Source organism: Paenibacillus sp. LT-B23 (assembly GCF_059417685.1).
The window spans coordinates 16,632-32,141 of sequence record NZ_JBSQBM010000004.1; the positions used below are offsets into that span (position 1 = coordinate 16,632).

The window sequence follows — 15,510 nt, forward strand, 5'->3', positions numbered from 1 at the left end:
ATGCACCATGATGGGAAGAGCCCATTTGATTATTGGAACCGGGGTCTCCCTGTCGGTATTAGCCTTGAACGGATACGAAGTGACTCCGGCTGCCGTGGCTGCCGCTGTAGTCGGTTCACTGCTGCCGGATATTGACGAGCCTAACTCCATGCTCGTGAGTCGTGCGTTGCCTACCAAAATGCTCAGACTCGTACAGCTCCTGATGATTGGGGCTGCGGGCTGGGTATTTTTTACCCGTCTGGCTCCGCCGCCGTGGAATCTTGTTCTGGCTTTGCTGATGATCAGCGCTTCCTTTATGCCTTCACGGTCGATGCGAAAGGCCATTATCTTTTTAATTGGAATTGGTTTGGCCTGGTATGGAGAAGCCTACGCGCCGTGGAATTACATAGCCGGGTGTCTGCTGATTATCTGTACACTTGTCCCGCACCGGGGATTGACGCATACGGTGTATGGAACAGTCGCATGGACTGCGTTGCTGTACGGTACAACCCGTCTGCATGGTGACAGCATATGGCTGGCTGGCGGCTTGGCGTATCTGCTGCATTTATTGGCAGATTCCTTGACGAATAACGGAATTAAACCTTTGCCACCGTTCAAATGGAAGCTGCGATTTAAGCTGATGAGTACCGGAACGCGCAAAGGGACGCAGGTGGAGAACATCTGCATTGCCTTGACGGCTATACTTGTTATTATCGCCTTGCTTCGTTATAAGCATTTGATATGAAGTGCTCCAATCGGTAACTCTATTCAACTAAAAAACAGTCAAAGCACGTTATCCGTGTTTTGACTGTTTTTAATAGATTCTAGTTCTCTGGAAAAAGCTTAAGCTCGTTCAATAATCGTATTCAGTGTCGTGCGATCCAGGTTTTGCACCAGCTTGACGATCAGCTCTTTGGCTGCATCATAATCGTCGGTGTGAATAATGGACGAGGAAGTGTGGATGTATCGTCCGCAAATGCCAATAACGGTGGACGGCACTCCAATTCCGCTCAAATGGATCTGACCTGCATCGGTTCCACCTGTGGAGATGAAGTATTGATACTTGATCTTGTGCGTCTCAGCCATATCCTGCACGTATTCCACTATTCCGCGATGGGTAATCATACCCGGATCAAATACCCGTAGCAGCGCGCCTTTACCCAAATGCCCGTACGCGTTCGGATCACCACCCATATCGTTGGCTGCACTGCAATCCAGTGCGAAGAAAACGTCTGGCTGAATCAGGCTAGCAGCCGTGCGTGCGCCGCGCAGTCCCACTTCCTCCTGAACGGTAGCCCCCGCATACAGCGTATTAGGCAGTTTGTCCTTTTCCTTATGTAACGCTTCAAGCAGTTCAATAGCCAAGCCTACACCATAACGGTTATCCCACGCTTTAGCCATAATTTTTTTCGGATTCGCCAGTGGAGTAAAATCACAAATCGGCGCAATGGCTGTTCCCGGCACGATGCCCAGATCCTGTGCTTCCTGACGGCTGTCCACGCCGATATCCAGATACATATGCTTGATGTCCATAGGCTTGCTGCGTTGCGATTCATCCAGTAAATGGGGGGAGACAGAGCCAACGACACCGATAACTGGTCCATTCGGAGTCAGCACCTGAAGACGCTGTGACATGATGGCCTGACTCCACCAGCCTCCAACTGGCTGAAAACGAATCATGCCATTTTCCGAAATGCCATTGACGATAAATCCGACTTCATCCAGATGCCCTGCCACCATGACACGCGGTCCGTTCTCTTCACCGCGCAGCACGCCGAAAAGGCTGCCCAAACGATCCTGTACGATTTCGTCCGTATAACCGGATATCCGCTCTTTAACCCATGCCCGCAGCTCTCGCTCATGCCCGGGAATGGAAGGAAACTCCGTTAAAGTTTTAAACAGTTCTAATGTTTTTGATTCCATGATGTTATACCTCACTCCTTATTAATTAACCAGTGGTCGTCATCCATCCAGTATGAATGGATTTGTACGGAATGTCCACGATATCATTTTCCTGACATAACAATTCCCCATAAAGCTAATAATGATAAGGACACAATGAATCCGAACCGCCAAGTGCGGAAATTACGAACAAGGGGTGGTGAATGATGCCAGCTAAATCCGGGCAAAGCGGTTTTCGTACCAATACGCCGCCGCTGTCCATAAATGAGAAGGACTATCAAAGTATTTCCAAAAAGCACGAGCCCTCCAGAAAAGTTTTTGCCAACTGTGTGCGGGCTTTTCTGGTTGGAGGCGGCATCTGTGTGATTGGTCAGGCGATTCAGGAAGCCTTCATGGCAGGGATGCACATTTCGGCCAAGGAGGCGGCACCGCCGACCTCATCCATGATGATCCTGTTGGCGGTTATATTGACCTGCTTCGGGGTTTACGACAAGTTTGCCCAATGGGCGGGTGCGGGAACCGCTGTACCGATTACAGGCTTTGCCAACTCGATGTGTTCGGCTGCACTGGAGCATCGTTCTGAGGGGCTGGTGCTCGGAGTAGGCGCGAATATGTTCAAGCTGGCAGGGTCGGTTATCGTATTCGGGGTTGTTGCCGCATTCGTTGTAGGTGTCATCTACGCCATTCTTGGAGTGGGAGGCAACCATTTATGAGAAGACAGGGAGGACAAACCTGGAAGTTCGAATCCAGACCGCGCATCGTGGGAAGTGCAACCGTTGTTGGCCCGGATGAAGGAGAGGGACCGTTGTCCACGGATTTTGACTACATTTATGACAATCTCGAAATTAACGAAAAAACGTGGGAAAAAGCGGAACGCAGATTGTTTGAGCACTCCACTGAGCTGGCGTTAATTAATGCCAATTTGAACAAAGAGGAAGTGCAGTTTTTTATCAGTGGTGATCTGATGAACCAGATTATCAGTAGCTCCTTTTCGGCACGCAAGCTCGCGATTCCTTATTTGGGTGTTTTCGGAGCCTGCTCTACGTCGATGGAAAGTTTGGCCTTAGCCGCGCTTATTGTGGATTCAGAGGCAGGCGACTATGTGATGGCCGGTACGACCAGCCATAACTGTACTGTGGAAAAGCAGTTCCGTTATCCTACGGAATACGGAGCCCAGAAGCCGCCAACGGCCCAGTATACGGTCACAGGCTCAGGCACCGTAGTAGTGGGACATGCCAAGACAGGTACGGTGGTGGATTGTGCTACCATTGGACGTGTTACGGATATGGGCATTAAAGATCCGTTTAACATGGGCGGAGCAATGGCTCCGGCGGCAGCAGATACCCTGTTGTCACATTTTCGAGATACAGGCCGGGATCCTGGTTATTATGATCTCATTGTAACGGGAGATTTGGCATCTGTGGGCTTACCGATTACGAAGGAACTGCTAAAAAAACAAAATATTGATATGAATCAGACGGAATTCAACGATTGCGGTTTACTTATTTATGATCTGAACAAACAAAAGCAAGTTATTGCAGGCGGCAGTGGTGCCGGATGCTCGGCTGTCGTAACTTACGGACATCTGCTAAAGCGGATTGAAAAGGGAGAACTCCAGAAAGTGCTGGTCGTGGCGACCGGGGCCTTGCTGTCTCCTTTGTCGACACAACAAGGGGAAAGTATTCCTTGTATTGCGCATGCAGTAGCTTTGGAAGCGGGAGGCTAACCAAATGATATATCTATGGGCTTTTTTAGTCGGCGGTGCTATTTGCGTTGTGGGTCAATTGATGATGGATGTTATTAAAATGACCCCGGCACATACGATGAGCACGTTGGTGGTGGCAGGTGCGATTGCGGATGCTGTGGGCATATATGATCCACTAATTAAATTTGCAGGCGCGGGTGCGACTATTCCAATTACAAGTTTTGGTAATTCACTGGTACACGGCGCATTGACCGAGCTGGAAAAGGATGGATGGCTTGGTGTTATTACAGGGATCTTTAGTGTGACAAGTGCAGGTATTTCCTCGGCGATTATTTTCTCTTTTTTGGCGGCCTTGGTCGTGCGTCCTAAAGGATAACCACATAAAAGCAACGCATTATAGATTAAAACAAACAATGGAACAAGCATAAAAATCAGCCCTTCGGATTGTATGCCCGGAGGTCTTTTTATGTGCCTGCCTACAAAATGTTGCCAAACTGTAGTACTGGCTCGAACATCTGGACAAGGACTCAAGTGTACTCTATGTCCTCCTTCATGTACAATAATAGGAAACATGTTGCTATCTAGGAGGTTTATTAGGCTATGCCCGTGCGTCAAGAATCTGTGCAGATTGTATCTGCAATCCGATCTAATCTGGAAACATGCATATTAGGTAAATCCTTTGAAATAAAATTACTGTTAACAGCTATGCTGGCGGGTGGGCACATTCTGATCGAAGACGTTCCGGGTACGGGAAAAACGCAAATGATCAAGGCTCTTGCCAAATCCATGCGCGGTGATTACCGCCGTGTTCAATGTAATCCTGATATTCTCCCCAGTGATATTACAGGGGTTTCCATATTTCATCCACGGGATGAGCGGTTTTATTTCCGTCCGGGTCCCGTGATGACCAATATTTTACTGGCAGACGAAATTAACCGGGCCACGACGAAAACCCAATCGGCTTTGCTGGAAGTGATGGAGGAGCGCAGTGTAACTGTGGATGGAGAAACACATATGCTGCCTCATCCTTTTATGCTGTGTGCTACGCAAAATCCGATTGATTTTGAAGGGACTTATATGCTGCCGGAAGCGCAGCTTGATCGTTTTATGCTCAAAATCAGTCTCGGCTATCCTGATATGGAGACTGAGCGGAACATGCTGCTTCGTCATCAGGAGGGTCAGCCGGCAGACCGTCTGGAGGCGGTAGCCCATATGGAACAGATTGCCGCGATCCAGCAGGAAATCAGAGAAATGTACATGGACGAAGCAGTTACGTCCTATTTACTTGATATTGTCCGTGCGACAAGAGAGCACCCATCGGTACTGCTGGGAGCCAGTCCGCGGGCGGCGCTTGCTTTTGTGATGGCGGCCAAGGCGTACGCTTTTCTGGAAAATCGGGATTACGTTCTCCCTGATGATGTGAAAATATTGGCACCCTATGTGCTGGCGCATCGTTTGCTGTTACGTCCCGAGGCGCGTCTCGACAGCTCCAACGCCCAGTCTGTACTTCAGGCTGTCCTTCGGCAGGTGAACGTACCCGTACGAATGGAGCGACCGTAGGGAATGAAGATGGTCAAAAGGAAGCGCAGGCTCCTCCGGCTGTCGGGCCGAATCTGGCTTCTGATGGTCATATGGGTGTTATGTCTGCTATATCTGTTGTTTCAGGGTGGCAAGACGTCAGTCATGCTATTGTCCATGGTTACGCTACTGGGTATATATTTATGGATCGTTGGGCTGAGCGGAGTACGCCGTGTTCAGGGTTCAAGACAGCTTTCACAAGGCTCGGAGTTCGGGGAGCTGCTGCATGCGGGAGATCAGGTACATGTAAAGCTGAGCTTGAGCCTTCCCGGCTTTCTGCCGTTGCCGTATATCATTGTTCGCGAGGTGCTCAAGCGTCATACAGGTGAATCCTGGTCGTTTGAGGACAGTGTTATCCCTAGCATGAAAGGGAGCGGACAGCTTGCTTTTCAGACTCCTGCGTTGGAGCGGGGAAGCTATTATTTTGCCGAAACTGAATGCGTGAGTGAGGATATCTTCGGTCTGTTGGAGCATAAAGGCAAGTTAAACGCACCCGGTGAATTTCGGGTACTGCCCCGCACAGTATTCATTCCGTATTGGCAGTTGAATGATCGTCGCTCGCGGATGTCTGGACCACAAACTGTCCAGACTCGAACACGGCGCGAAACGACGCAAATTAATGGAGTGCGGGACTATGTATATGGGGACCGTTTTTCACGTATCCATTGGAATGCAACCGCACGTACAGGCAGTTGGAAATCTAAGGAATTTGAGCATGAGACGGTTCCCAAAACGATGCTTGTACTGGATACACACAAAAAACATTATGTAAATGCCGATCAGTTTGAGCTGGCCGTATCCTCCATTGCTTCATTGCTGGAATATGGCGGGCGGGAGCGAATGGGAGTAGGTCTTTGTACGGCCGGGGAAACTGGTACTGTTTTTCAGCCCAGTGAGCAGATGATAGAACGGCAACGGATGATGCATCATTTGGTGGACATACACACTACTTCCCAAGGCAGTCTTATGGCTGCTGTAGAAAGCGGTGTGCGGCAATTTCCACAAGGCTGCCATTTTGTGCTGATCAGTCCGTTGAAGGATCATCAGGCGTTGGAGCTTCTTCGCTGGGCCGATACCCGGGGCATGACCCCTTGCCACATCTATATCGGAGAAGGTTCAAGCGAGGGACAGGCTGAAGAATGGATGAGCATGCTTCGTACAAGAGGCATTCAGGGTTATCATGTTCCGGGTCTTGAAGAGCTCCCAACAGTAATGGGGGGAGGGACGCTATGAAAAACTGGCTGCAATCGCTGAAGGGCTCTTGGGCTGCTGCCTTTACATTTTTATGGATTATTATTATTGCCATGCAATGGGTATCCTTTGCTTCAGACCTATGGCTGAAAGAGACAAGAACGCTGGTATTGGCGACGGTTACGATGCTGGCTTTGGTGAAAATTTTGCTGCCGCTTCGACCTTGGATTGAATTTATCCTCAAGGCTGCGACGTTATTTTTTATTTTGTACCGGACGCTCGTGTCTTACTCGATCATTATTCCTTTCGGGGGTTTTACAAACCGTCTGGATCAATTTATATCGAATATGTCTCCGTATATCTGGTTTTCACTGATTGCTTGGCTAGTCATTGAGATGTTGCCGCTCATCGTTACGACGAAGCAGCGCATTCTGGTGTTTGTAGGCATTAATATTGCTGCGCTGGCAGTGCTTGATTCGTTCACGCCAACTGTGCTGTGGCAAGAAGTCGCATGGATGGTCTTTGCGGGTATGGGGTGGCTGGTGACTCAGCATTTGCAGTATTTTCGGCAGCATTACCCTCAAGGCTGGAAGCACATTCGCCGTTACCCATACAAAATTGCAGCCAATATTGCGGTGATTTTTGCTTTGATTATTATGGCTGGCGTGAATATGCCGGAGATACAGCCGACCTTAACTGACCCTTATACGGCATGGACCCAGCGAAATAGCTCATCCACTGTTGGTATTAACAATGGTACCGGGGCTATGAATCAGCGGATGAGTACGGCATCAGGCTATAGCCGGCAGGACAATCGGCTGGGCGGGGGATTCAATTTTGACTATTCTCCGGTAATGACGATCACAACCAATCAGCGAAGCTACTGGCGGGGCGAGACGAAGCGAACGTATTCCGGCACAGGTTGGAGAGATGCAGGCAACGACGACCAGACGCTGAACGATGTGTCGATGACGGCAGAGCTGGAAAATACACAAGAAACACGGCATTCGACTGAGCAGGTCGTTCAGACCGTAACGATGCAAAACGATCAGAGCTATCCGGTTTTGTTCGGCGCCTATTCGGTACATCGTGTTCAATCGGTGGACAGAGACTCGCGGACAGACGGGCTGAGTTGGAAACCGGAACAGGCAGAACTGCTTTGGAACCCACCCTCCAGAAGAACGGCTTATCCAAAAACGTATACTCTGGTGTCACATGTGCCTGTGATCCCGGAAAAAGAGCTTCGCACAAAAACGTTTACTGAGCTGTATGGAAAGAACAAGCAGGAAGCCTATTTGCAAATCCCGAATGAGCTGCCTCAGCGAGTGCGTGATTTGGCTCAAAATGTAACGTCGTCGGCGAAGACGCCTTATGAAAAGGTCGGACTGCTCCAGCAATATTTACAGCGAAATTATGCATATACGAACAATCCGGATCTTTCCCGCAAAAAAAGCAAGGATTTTGTGGATGCCTTTCTGTTTGAGATTCGGGAAGGCTATTGCGATTATTATTCCACTTCGCTGGTTATGATGGCTCGTTCCGTTGGAGTTCCGGCTCGGTGGGTCAAAGGTTATGCTCCCGGTCAGCAGACATTTTCGGATGATGCAACGACAGGCGATGATAATGAAAATATGTCTTCCTACTCTATTACCAATGCGGATGCGCATTCCTGGGCAGAGGTATATCTGGGTGAATACGGCTGGGTTCCTGTAGAAGCCACACCGGGTTTTGATATGCCCCTGCTTACGGAGCAGGAGGATTCGAAGACACCTGATGCTCCGAAGGTGAAAGATCAGTCTGAACCGGAACAGTCTGCGCAGACACCACAGGCCAATCTGGAGGAAGGCACGAAGATTCATCCGGTAATCATAGCAGCGGCAGTGGCTGTTATTGTACTGTGGAGCGCTTATATCGTATGGCGTAATCGGGCAGATATTCATTTTTATTTGCTGCGGCTGCGTAAAGGAAAGCCGTTGACCCCTGATGAAAAGGTGATCGTCGAAACTGAGCGCTGGTTACGGTATATGCGGAGTAAGGGGTTTGCCCGCACTAGCCACGAGACGCTGAGGGAATCGGTTGGCAGATGGTCGGTTGAATCACCGGAACGTGCTTCAATTCTGAATCTGTTGCTGGAGCTGTTTGAACAGGCACGCTACAGTCCTTCCTCGGTAATTGCCGAGGATTGGCGCAAGGTCCGCCGACAAGCGGCCCTATTGCATAAGAAAGGTTAGTCCAGACGACAAACTGAACGAAAGGGCTAAACCATTTTTATTCGGCTCGAATACTGCCGATTTATAATCTTCTTCATATGCTTTGTAAAAAGCTGTCCGTTTGTTGCGGATAGCTTTTTACTAACCCATATTAATATGGTATAGTTTGTCGTATGAAACTGAGGTGACCGACGTTGTTTGAAATGCTGATGCCCAAATTACGGGTGAATACCGTCTTTGATATTGATCTTGAAGGCTTGTATGCTCAAGGATATCGTGGCATTATTACGGATTTGGATAATACGCTGGTTGGTGCAAAAGCGCCGAATGCGACTCCCGAGCTGGTGGCCTGGTTTGAGAAGGTCAAACAGGCGGGTTTTAAGCTTGTCATCGTGTCCAACAATAATATGGGACGTGTATCCGTGTTCGCTACGCCTTTGGACATTGAATTTATACATGCTGCACGGAAACCTTCCAACTCGTCTTTTCGCAGAGCCATCCGTATGATGGGACTTACTCCGGAAGAGACTATTATGGTCGGGGACCAAATGTTGACAGATGTATTGGGTGGCAACCGACTGGGATTGCACACGGTGCTCGTGTTGCCGATATCCATCCATGATGAAGGAATCATGACCCGCTTTAATCGGCGGCTGGAGCGAATCGCGCTCACAAGGTTACGTAAGAAAGGCTTATGGCTTGAGGAGGAAAAGAAGAATGACTGAAAGACCTGATGGCGGAACTGCCGTCAAATGTAGTGGCTGCGGTATCACGATGCAGACCACCAGCCCGGAGCTTCCGGGATATATTCTGGAAAAACTGTTTACACGAGAGCCTGTCATTTGCCAGCGCTGTTTCCGGATTAAAAACTATAATGAAACGTCTTCGGTAGCCGTGGATCAGGATGAGTTCCTGAAACTGCTTAGCCAGATTGGGGATAAGGACGCGCTCGTCATCCACATTGTGGATATTTTTGACTTTGAAGGTAGTCTGATTTCCGGCTTACAACGTTTTGTAGGCTCTAATCCGGTTGTACTGGCTGTGAACAAGACGGATTTGTTGCCTAAGGTAACGAACTGGAACAAGGTCCTGAATTGGGTACAAAAACAGGCTAAGGAGCAAGGACTTCGCACGGCGGATATCGTTCTGTGCTCGGCCAAAAAAAATCAGGGCTTTGATCGTCTGCTGGATGTAGTATCCGAACTGCGCGGCAATCGGGATGTGTATGTGGTCGGTGCAACAAATGTTGGTAAATCCACGCTCATTAACCGTTTGATCCGTGATCATAGCGATATGGAACAGGAGTTAACAACATCCCGTTACCCGGGAACGACGCTGGATATGGTGAATATTCCGCTTGACGACGGCAAGCATATTATTGATACACCGGGGATTGTGTATCCTTGGCGTTTCAGTGAAATCGTGTCCCGGCAGGATTTGGGCGCTATTATGCCGGACAAGCCGCTGAAACCAGCTGCTTATCAGCTAGATCCCGGACAAACGCTGTTTTTCGGTGGGATGGCACGGTTCGATTTTGTAGAGGGGCAACACCAATCGTTCACATGCTACATCAATGGCGGCCTTAAAATTCATCGCACCAAGCTGGAGCGGGCGGATCAACTGTTCGAAGATCATGCCGGAGAACTGCTGTCACCGCCGACACGTGATCAGTTGGCAGATATGCCGGAATGGACAAGACATGAGTTCCGCGTTCCCCGTAAATCTCAATCGGATATTTATATCTCCGGTCTGGGATGGATCAGGGTCAATAGTGAGAACGGGGCTTTGGTAGCGGTTCATGCTCCTCGTGGAATCCGTGTCCTTTTACGGCCTTCGTTGATTTAACGGATGTTAAACCATGTGATAGGGCGGCAAGGAACATATTCAGGTTCCTGCCGCCGTTCATGTATTTGTGCAGCCTAATATTTTGCAATATGGGGGAGAACAACGATGAGCAGCGGGGAGTCTGGAGTGACTGAACAAGATCTTGTATTATTGGGCGTATTGGGTGATCCGATCAAGCACTCCAAATCGCCTCTCATGCATAAAGTAGCTTTAAAGGCTGCGGGGATAGAGGGGGATTTCGTTCCTCTTCATGTTAAGCCGGAACAGCTAGAGGACGCCATGAAGGGGATTCGGGCTTTGCATTTCCGCGGAGTCAATGTGACGATTCCCCATAAAGTTGAGGTTATGAAATATTTGGATGAGATTGATGAAGGGGCCAGACTCATCGGTGCTGTTAACACGATTGTGAACGACAACGGACGGCTCAAGGGTTACAATACGGACGGGATCGGCTACGTACGCTCGCTCAAAGAAGAGACTTCGGTTAAGTTGAAAGGCACAAAAATTGCAGTCCTCGGAGCTGGAGGTGCTGCCAGAGGTGTGATTCATGCTTTACTGGAGGAACAGCCCGAATCAGTCATTATTCTGAATCGGACACGCGATAAGGCAGAGCAACTGGCATTGGAGTGGACGACGGAAGCGATCCCTGTGACGGGCTATTCTAACGATGAAGCGGAGCGCGTGCTTGCATCGGTGGATGTGCTGATCAATACGACCTCAGTAGGAATGTCTCCTCTATCCGATGAGCTTCCACTGGAAACGAGTCTGATTCCGCAAGGAATCATTGTGAGTGATTTGATCTACAACCCGCTGGAAACGAGATTTTTACGCGAAAGCCGTGAACAGCGCGGCTGCACAGTGCATGGAGGCTTGGGCATGTTCGTGTATCAGGGAGCGGTGGCTTTTGAGTATTTTATGGGCGTAGCTCCTGCTGTAGATGAAATGAGAGCGGCGGTGCTGAGAAGCCTGTCGTAAGTCGGATTTTACATTAAAATTATGGAATTGCCGCATGGCATATGTGGTTATGAAGGAGTTAATTATACATGTTAACAGGTAAACAAAAAAGGTATTTGCGCTCGATGGCGCATCATCTGGACCCCGTTTTTCAAGTAGGGAAAAACGGTACGAACGAGCATCTTATGCGTCATATTAACGATGCGATTGAAAAGCGCGAGCTGATGAAGGTGCAGATTTTGAACAACTGTCTGGATGACAAGCATGAAATTGCGGAAGAACTGGCTACGGAAACAGGTTCCGAGCTTGTACAGCTCATCGGGAGCACGATTATTTTATACAAAGAATCCCGTGATAACAAGCAAATCGAGTTACCTAGAGGATAAGCACGCGGGGAGAAGACTATGAAAATCGGTATTATGGGCGGTACATTTGACCCGATTCATATTGGACATCTGCTGGCTGGAGAAGCGGCAAGGGATGCCTATGCGCTGGACCATGTATGGTTCATGCCTTCCCATATCCCTCCTCACAAGCATCAGGCGGGGGCGAGTGGCACGGAGCGGCTGGAGATGACGAGTGAAGCGGTGGCGGGCCATCCTGCTTTTGAAGTGTTGGATATTGAAGTGCTTCGCGGTGGGGTATCTTATACTATTGACACGATCAAAGAGCTTCAGGAGCTGCATCCTGCTGTGGATTTTTATTTTATCATCGGCGCGGATATGGTGAATTACTTACCTCATTGGCAGGGGATTGAGGAGCTGGCACAGCGAATTTGTTTTATCGGTGTCCGGCGTCCCGGTTTCCAACTTGCGCTGAATGAACTGCCGCATTATTTGCAGAACAAGGTGCTACTGGCGGATATGCCGGTGGTGGATATTTCTTCGACGGATATTCGGGAACGTGTTGCGGAAGGGCGTACCATTCGTTATCTTGTGCCTGATCGTGTGTATGACTACATTACAAGGGGCGGTTTGTATGAAGTACAGCCGTGAGCAATTGATGGAGGCCGTATCCGGTCAAATGCCTGAAAAACGCTGGAAGCACACCCTGGGGGTCATGCATACCTCGGTGGAGCTTGCCAAGCGGTATGGCGCGGACCCGGATAAGGCCGAATTGGCGGCTATTTTGCATGATGTAGCGAAATATTGGCCCGTTCAGCAGATGGAGGAAGTAATTCGCAATCATCCCGAATGTGACCAGGAGCTTTTACAGCATGACAAGCAACTGTGGCATTCTGAGGTAGGATATTGCGTTGCCTCTAGAGACTACGGGGTGGAAGACCTTGAAATACGGAATGCCATTCGCTGGCACACCTCAGGGCGTGTGGGTATGAGTTTGCTGGACAAAGTCGTGTGTCTAGCTGATTACATCGAGCCGGGACGGGATTTTCCCGGGGTCGAGCATATCCGCAAGCAGGCGAAAAAAAGTTTGGAGCAGGGTCTTGTCGCTGGATTTGATTCCACGATTTCACTGCTGCTGGAGAAGAAGAAGGTTATTTTTCCGCTGACGGTACTGTCGCGAAATGATCTGATTCAACAACTTAAACAGAGAAAATCGGAGGTTCATGAATGACCATAACTAATGAGAAATTAATGCAAATTACGGTTGAGGCCGCTGAAGATAAGAAGGCCATGAATATTGTAGCCCTTGACTTGCGGGGGGTATCCCTTGTCGCGGATTATTTTGTAATTTGCCACGGTAATTCGGATACCCAGGTACAGGCGATTGTGACGGAAATTCGCAAACGCGCTCATGATGAAGGTACGACAATCAAAGGGATCGAAGGAATGGATTCCGGTCGCTGGGTTCTGATGGACTTGGGTGATGTCGTAGTGCATGTCTTCCATCGTGACGAGCGCGAATATTATAACATTGAAAGACTTTGGTCGGATGCTAAGGTCGTGGAGAAGGTATGAATCTGATTGCTGGTACTTATGTCACGATTATGGTAGATCGTGAGGTATCCCCCTTCGGCTACTTTCTCACAGTCGGCGATCAGGATGTACTGCTGCATTATACAGAATTGACACGTGAGATCGAGGTTGGAGAACGGCTGGAAGTATTTATTTTTCACGATACAGAGGACCGTTTGGCCGCTACTATGAAAAAACCGTTCCTGTCGTTGGGCGAACTGGCAAAGCTACAGGTGGCGGATGTGCATCCGCGTCTGGGTTGTTTTCTGGAAATGGGATTGGGTCGTCAATTGCTGCTGCCGATTCGTGAGTTGCCTGAGAACCGGGATTTGCATCCTCAGGTGGGCGACTACGTGTATGCTATCATGGAGCATGATAAGCAGGGCAGACTGCGGGCGAAGCTGGCGGGTGAGCAGGAGCTGGCTCCGTTGTCCTTCCATGCACCTGATTCATGGCTAAATACATGGGTGCAGGCGACAGTGTACAAGCCGCTTCAGATGGGTACGTTCGTCCTGGTGGACGGAGGCGTGCTTGGTTTTGGCGCGATTGGCATGATCCACTCCTCGGAACGCAACCGGATGCTTCGTTTGGGTGAAGAGGTGAAGGTACGGGTCACACTGGTTCGTGAAGACGGTCGGGTGAATCTGGCGATGTCGCCACGCAAGGAAGTGGGCCGTGATGAGGATGCAGATCGTCTCATTGCCTTTCTGAAAGAGCGTCCGGGTGGCGGTATGCCTTATTCCGACGCAACGCCACCGGATATTATTAAGCAACGGTTCGGTATCAGTAAATCCGCCTTCAAGCGTGCGATGGGCAAGCTGATGAAGGAAGGACTGGTTACACAAAAGGAAAACTGGACCTACCTGGTGGAGAAAATGCCTGAACCGAAGGACGGGAATGGGGAATAAAAAATGGCTTCTTACCGGAAGTTTGCCTATGTGTATGATGAGCTGATGCAGGACATGCCGTACCCGGACTGGCTGCGTTTTGCTCGGCAGGCCTGGGATCAGCATGGTATGCCGCATACGGTGGCAGAGCTGGGCTGTGGGACGGGCTCCATTACGATTCCACTGGTCAACTCGGGCTTCGAGGTGGCTGGCATCGACTTGTCTTCAGACATGCTGGCAGTAGCCCGTCGCAAAATGGAAACGACTACGCAAGGACAGCGTTTGTTCCGTGAGGGTAGCATTCGCTGGATAGAGCAGGATATGCGGGAATGGAATTTACCGGAGCCTGTGGATTCTGTCATTTCTTTTTGCGATTGTCTGAATTATTTGCTGGAGGAAGAGGACATTGCTGCTACTTTTCGCAGAACGTATGCCGGTCTTAAGCCTGGCGGAACCTTTCTGTTCGATGTACATCATCCCCAGACGTTTGTGCGTTATGATGAAGAGCAGCCCTTTGTACTGGATGAGCGCTCCATTTCATATATCTGGACTTGTGCGTTGGATGCTCCACGCTGTGAAATTGAGCATCATCTCAGCATTTTTGCGAGAGCAGAAAATGAAGGGCGCGATGTATACCAGCGGTTCGAGGAAATTCATGTGCAACGTGCCTATGACCCGGACTGGATGAAAACGGAATTGTCCAAAGCCGGTTTTCGCGATGTGAAAGTATATGCGGACTTTGAATGGGTAGAAGCAGTAGATGACGCGGCCAGATTATTTTATGTTGCTGTAAAATAGTGTAGCTTCATCAAGTGAATATGGGAAAAAGAAAGACGCTTTTCATGATGACATGAAGGGCGTCTTTCTGCATAAGAGCTTCGAAATTATATGTTTACTTTATAGTTCAGTTGAAGTTCATCACCCGGTACACCACGAATGCCCCAATTCTGTTTCGGTGTCTCAAATATAGTAATTTCAAGATCTTGAGGGGCAATGCCTAAATCGTCAATTCTTTGGAAGAGCAGCTGGATGAGGTGCTTTTTAGCCTCTGTTGTTCTGCCTTCAAACACACTAATTTCAATAATGGTGTAAGCCTCCGAGCGATCGTGGGCAAATATGAAGTCTTCCTGATTCATAGGGAAAAAACGATGAAACCTTTTGTCGGGGGGATATTGGAAGGCATCCACCACAGCGGAATGAATCACATCTGAAAGTTGCTCCTTGATCGGATTCAGGGCTTCTTTTATTCCGTAAATTTTAATTTGTGCCATATCTCAGCTCACCTTTCTCATCTCAACTCATCTCAATCTGACTCGGAGTTATTATAAAACATTTGCCTCCGT

18 protein-coding genes are annotated in these 15,510 nt (G+C 49.2%); 16 read left to right on the forward strand and 2 right to left on the reverse strand.

The genetic code is table 11. The annotated features are described in order from the left end of the window. The first annotated feature begins 7 nt into the window (after positions 1-7). Complete coding sequence (locus tag ACWXW9_RS06925) at positions 8-724, forward strand: metal-dependent hydrolase (RefSeq protein WP_494928827.1); 717 nt, start codon at positions 8-10, stop codon at positions 722-724. Between the two features lie 98 nt (positions 725-822). On the opposite strand, the gene ACWXW9_RS06930 is transcribed toward ACWXW9_RS06925, so the two are convergent. Then, on the reverse strand, positions 823-1,902 hold the full coding sequence (locus ACWXW9_RS06930; RefSeq protein WP_494928828.1) for a M42 family metallopeptidase: 1,080 nt from the start codon (positions 1,900-1,902) through the stop codon (positions 823-825). A 185-nt stretch (positions 1,903-2,087) separates the two neighbouring features. On the opposite strand from ACWXW9_RS06930, the gene spoVAC reads away from it, so the two are divergent. The 15 genes from spoVAC (at position 2,088) to ACWXW9_RS07005 (ending at position 14,965) form a co-directional block, all read left to right on the forward strand. Next, entirely contained in the window at positions 2,088-2,594 is a 507-nt protein-coding gene (gene spoVAC, locus ACWXW9_RS06935) for a stage V sporulation protein AC (RefSeq protein WP_044645136.1), read from the forward strand. Beyond that, on the forward strand, positions 2,591-3,607 hold the full coding sequence (gene spoVAD, locus ACWXW9_RS06940) for a stage V sporulation protein AD (RefSeq protein WP_494928829.1): 1,017 nt from the start codon (positions 2,591-2,593) through the stop codon (positions 3,605-3,607). Before spoVAC ends, spoVAD begins: the two co-directional genes overlap by 4 nt. A gap of 4 nt (positions 3,608-3,611) precedes the next feature. Next, the gene (gene spoVAE, locus ACWXW9_RS06945) at positions 3,612-3,962 is read left to right on the forward strand and encodes a stage V sporulation protein AE (RefSeq protein WP_014282555.1); all 351 of its coding nucleotides are present in this window, start codon (positions 3,612-3,614) and stop codon (positions 3,960-3,962) included. A gap of 224 nt (positions 3,963-4,186) precedes the next feature. Next, positions 4,187-5,146 carry an AAA family ATPase gene (locus ACWXW9_RS06950; protein ID WP_494928830.1) on the forward strand — a complete coding sequence of 320 codons (960 nt, stop codon included), beginning with the start codon at positions 4,187-4,189 and terminating at the stop codon, positions 5,144-5,146. A gap of 3 nt (positions 5,147-5,149) precedes the next feature. Next, the gene (locus tag ACWXW9_RS06955) at positions 5,150-6,397 is read left to right on the forward strand and encodes a DUF58 domain-containing protein (protein ID WP_494928831.1); all 1,248 of its coding nucleotides are present in this window, start codon (positions 5,150-5,152) and stop codon (positions 6,395-6,397) included. Further along, complete coding sequence (locus tag ACWXW9_RS06960; RefSeq protein WP_494928832.1) at positions 6,394-8,586, forward strand: transglutaminase TgpA family protein; 2,193 nt, start codon at positions 6,394-6,396, stop codon at positions 8,584-8,586. The genes ACWXW9_RS06955 and ACWXW9_RS06960 overlap by 4 nt, the downstream gene beginning before the upstream one ends. A gap of 173 nt (positions 8,587-8,759) precedes the next feature. Further along, positions 8,760-9,290 carry a YqeG family HAD IIIA-type phosphatase gene (locus ACWXW9_RS06965; protein WP_044645131.1) on the forward strand — a complete coding sequence of 177 codons (531 nt, stop codon included), beginning with the start codon at positions 8,760-8,762 and terminating at the stop codon, positions 9,288-9,290. Next, on the forward strand, positions 9,283-10,410 hold the full coding sequence (gene yqeH / locus ACWXW9_RS06970) for a ribosome biogenesis GTPase YqeH (protein WP_494928833.1): 1,128 nt from the start codon (positions 9,283-9,285) through the stop codon (positions 10,408-10,410). The genes ACWXW9_RS06965 and yqeH overlap by 8 nt, the downstream gene beginning before the upstream one ends. Positions 10,411-10,515: 105 nt before the next feature. Beyond that, on the forward strand, positions 10,516-11,385 hold the full coding sequence (gene aroE, locus ACWXW9_RS06975; protein ID WP_494928834.1) for a shikimate dehydrogenase: 870 nt from the start codon (positions 10,516-10,518) through the stop codon (positions 11,383-11,385). Positions 11,386-11,453: 68 nt separating this feature from the next. Continuing rightward, a complete protein-coding gene (gene yhbY / locus ACWXW9_RS06980; RefSeq protein WP_014282548.1) occupies positions 11,454-11,750 on the forward strand; it encodes a ribosome assembly RNA-binding protein YhbY in 297 nt (98 codons plus the stop codon). A gap of 18 nt (positions 11,751-11,768) precedes the next feature. Continuing rightward, a complete protein-coding gene (gene nadD / locus ACWXW9_RS06985) occupies positions 11,769-12,359 on the forward strand; it encodes a nicotinate-nucleotide adenylyltransferase (protein WP_494928835.1) in 591 nt (196 codons plus the stop codon). Beyond that, complete coding sequence (gene yqeK, locus ACWXW9_RS06990) at positions 12,343-12,939, forward strand: bis(5'-nucleosyl)-tetraphosphatase (symmetrical) YqeK (protein ID WP_134913406.1); 597 nt, start codon at positions 12,343-12,345, stop codon at positions 12,937-12,939. Before nadD ends, yqeK begins: the two co-directional genes overlap by 17 nt. Then, on the forward strand, positions 12,936-13,283 hold the full coding sequence (gene rsfS / locus ACWXW9_RS06995) for a ribosome silencing factor (RefSeq protein WP_025682016.1): 348 nt from the start codon (positions 12,936-12,938) through the stop codon (positions 13,281-13,283). The genes yqeK and rsfS overlap by 4 nt, the downstream gene beginning before the upstream one ends. Beyond that, on the forward strand, positions 13,280-14,188 hold the full coding sequence (locus ACWXW9_RS07000) for a CvfB family protein (protein WP_014282544.1): 909 nt from the start codon (positions 13,280-13,282) through the stop codon (positions 14,186-14,188). Before rsfS ends, ACWXW9_RS07000 begins: the two co-directional genes overlap by 4 nt. Positions 14,189-14,191: 3 nt before the next feature. Beyond that, a complete protein-coding gene (locus ACWXW9_RS07005; protein WP_134913408.1) occupies positions 14,192-14,965 on the forward strand; it encodes a class I SAM-dependent DNA methyltransferase in 774 nt (257 codons plus the stop codon). An 86-nt stretch (positions 14,966-15,051) separates the two neighbouring features. Here ACWXW9_RS07005 and ACWXW9_RS07010 read toward each other — a convergent pair whose 3' ends face one another. Beyond that, complete coding sequence (locus tag ACWXW9_RS07010) at positions 15,052-15,438, reverse strand: tautomerase family protein (protein ID WP_494928836.1); 387 nt, start codon at positions 15,436-15,438, stop codon at positions 15,052-15,054. Positions 15,439-15,510: the final 72 nt, after the last annotated feature.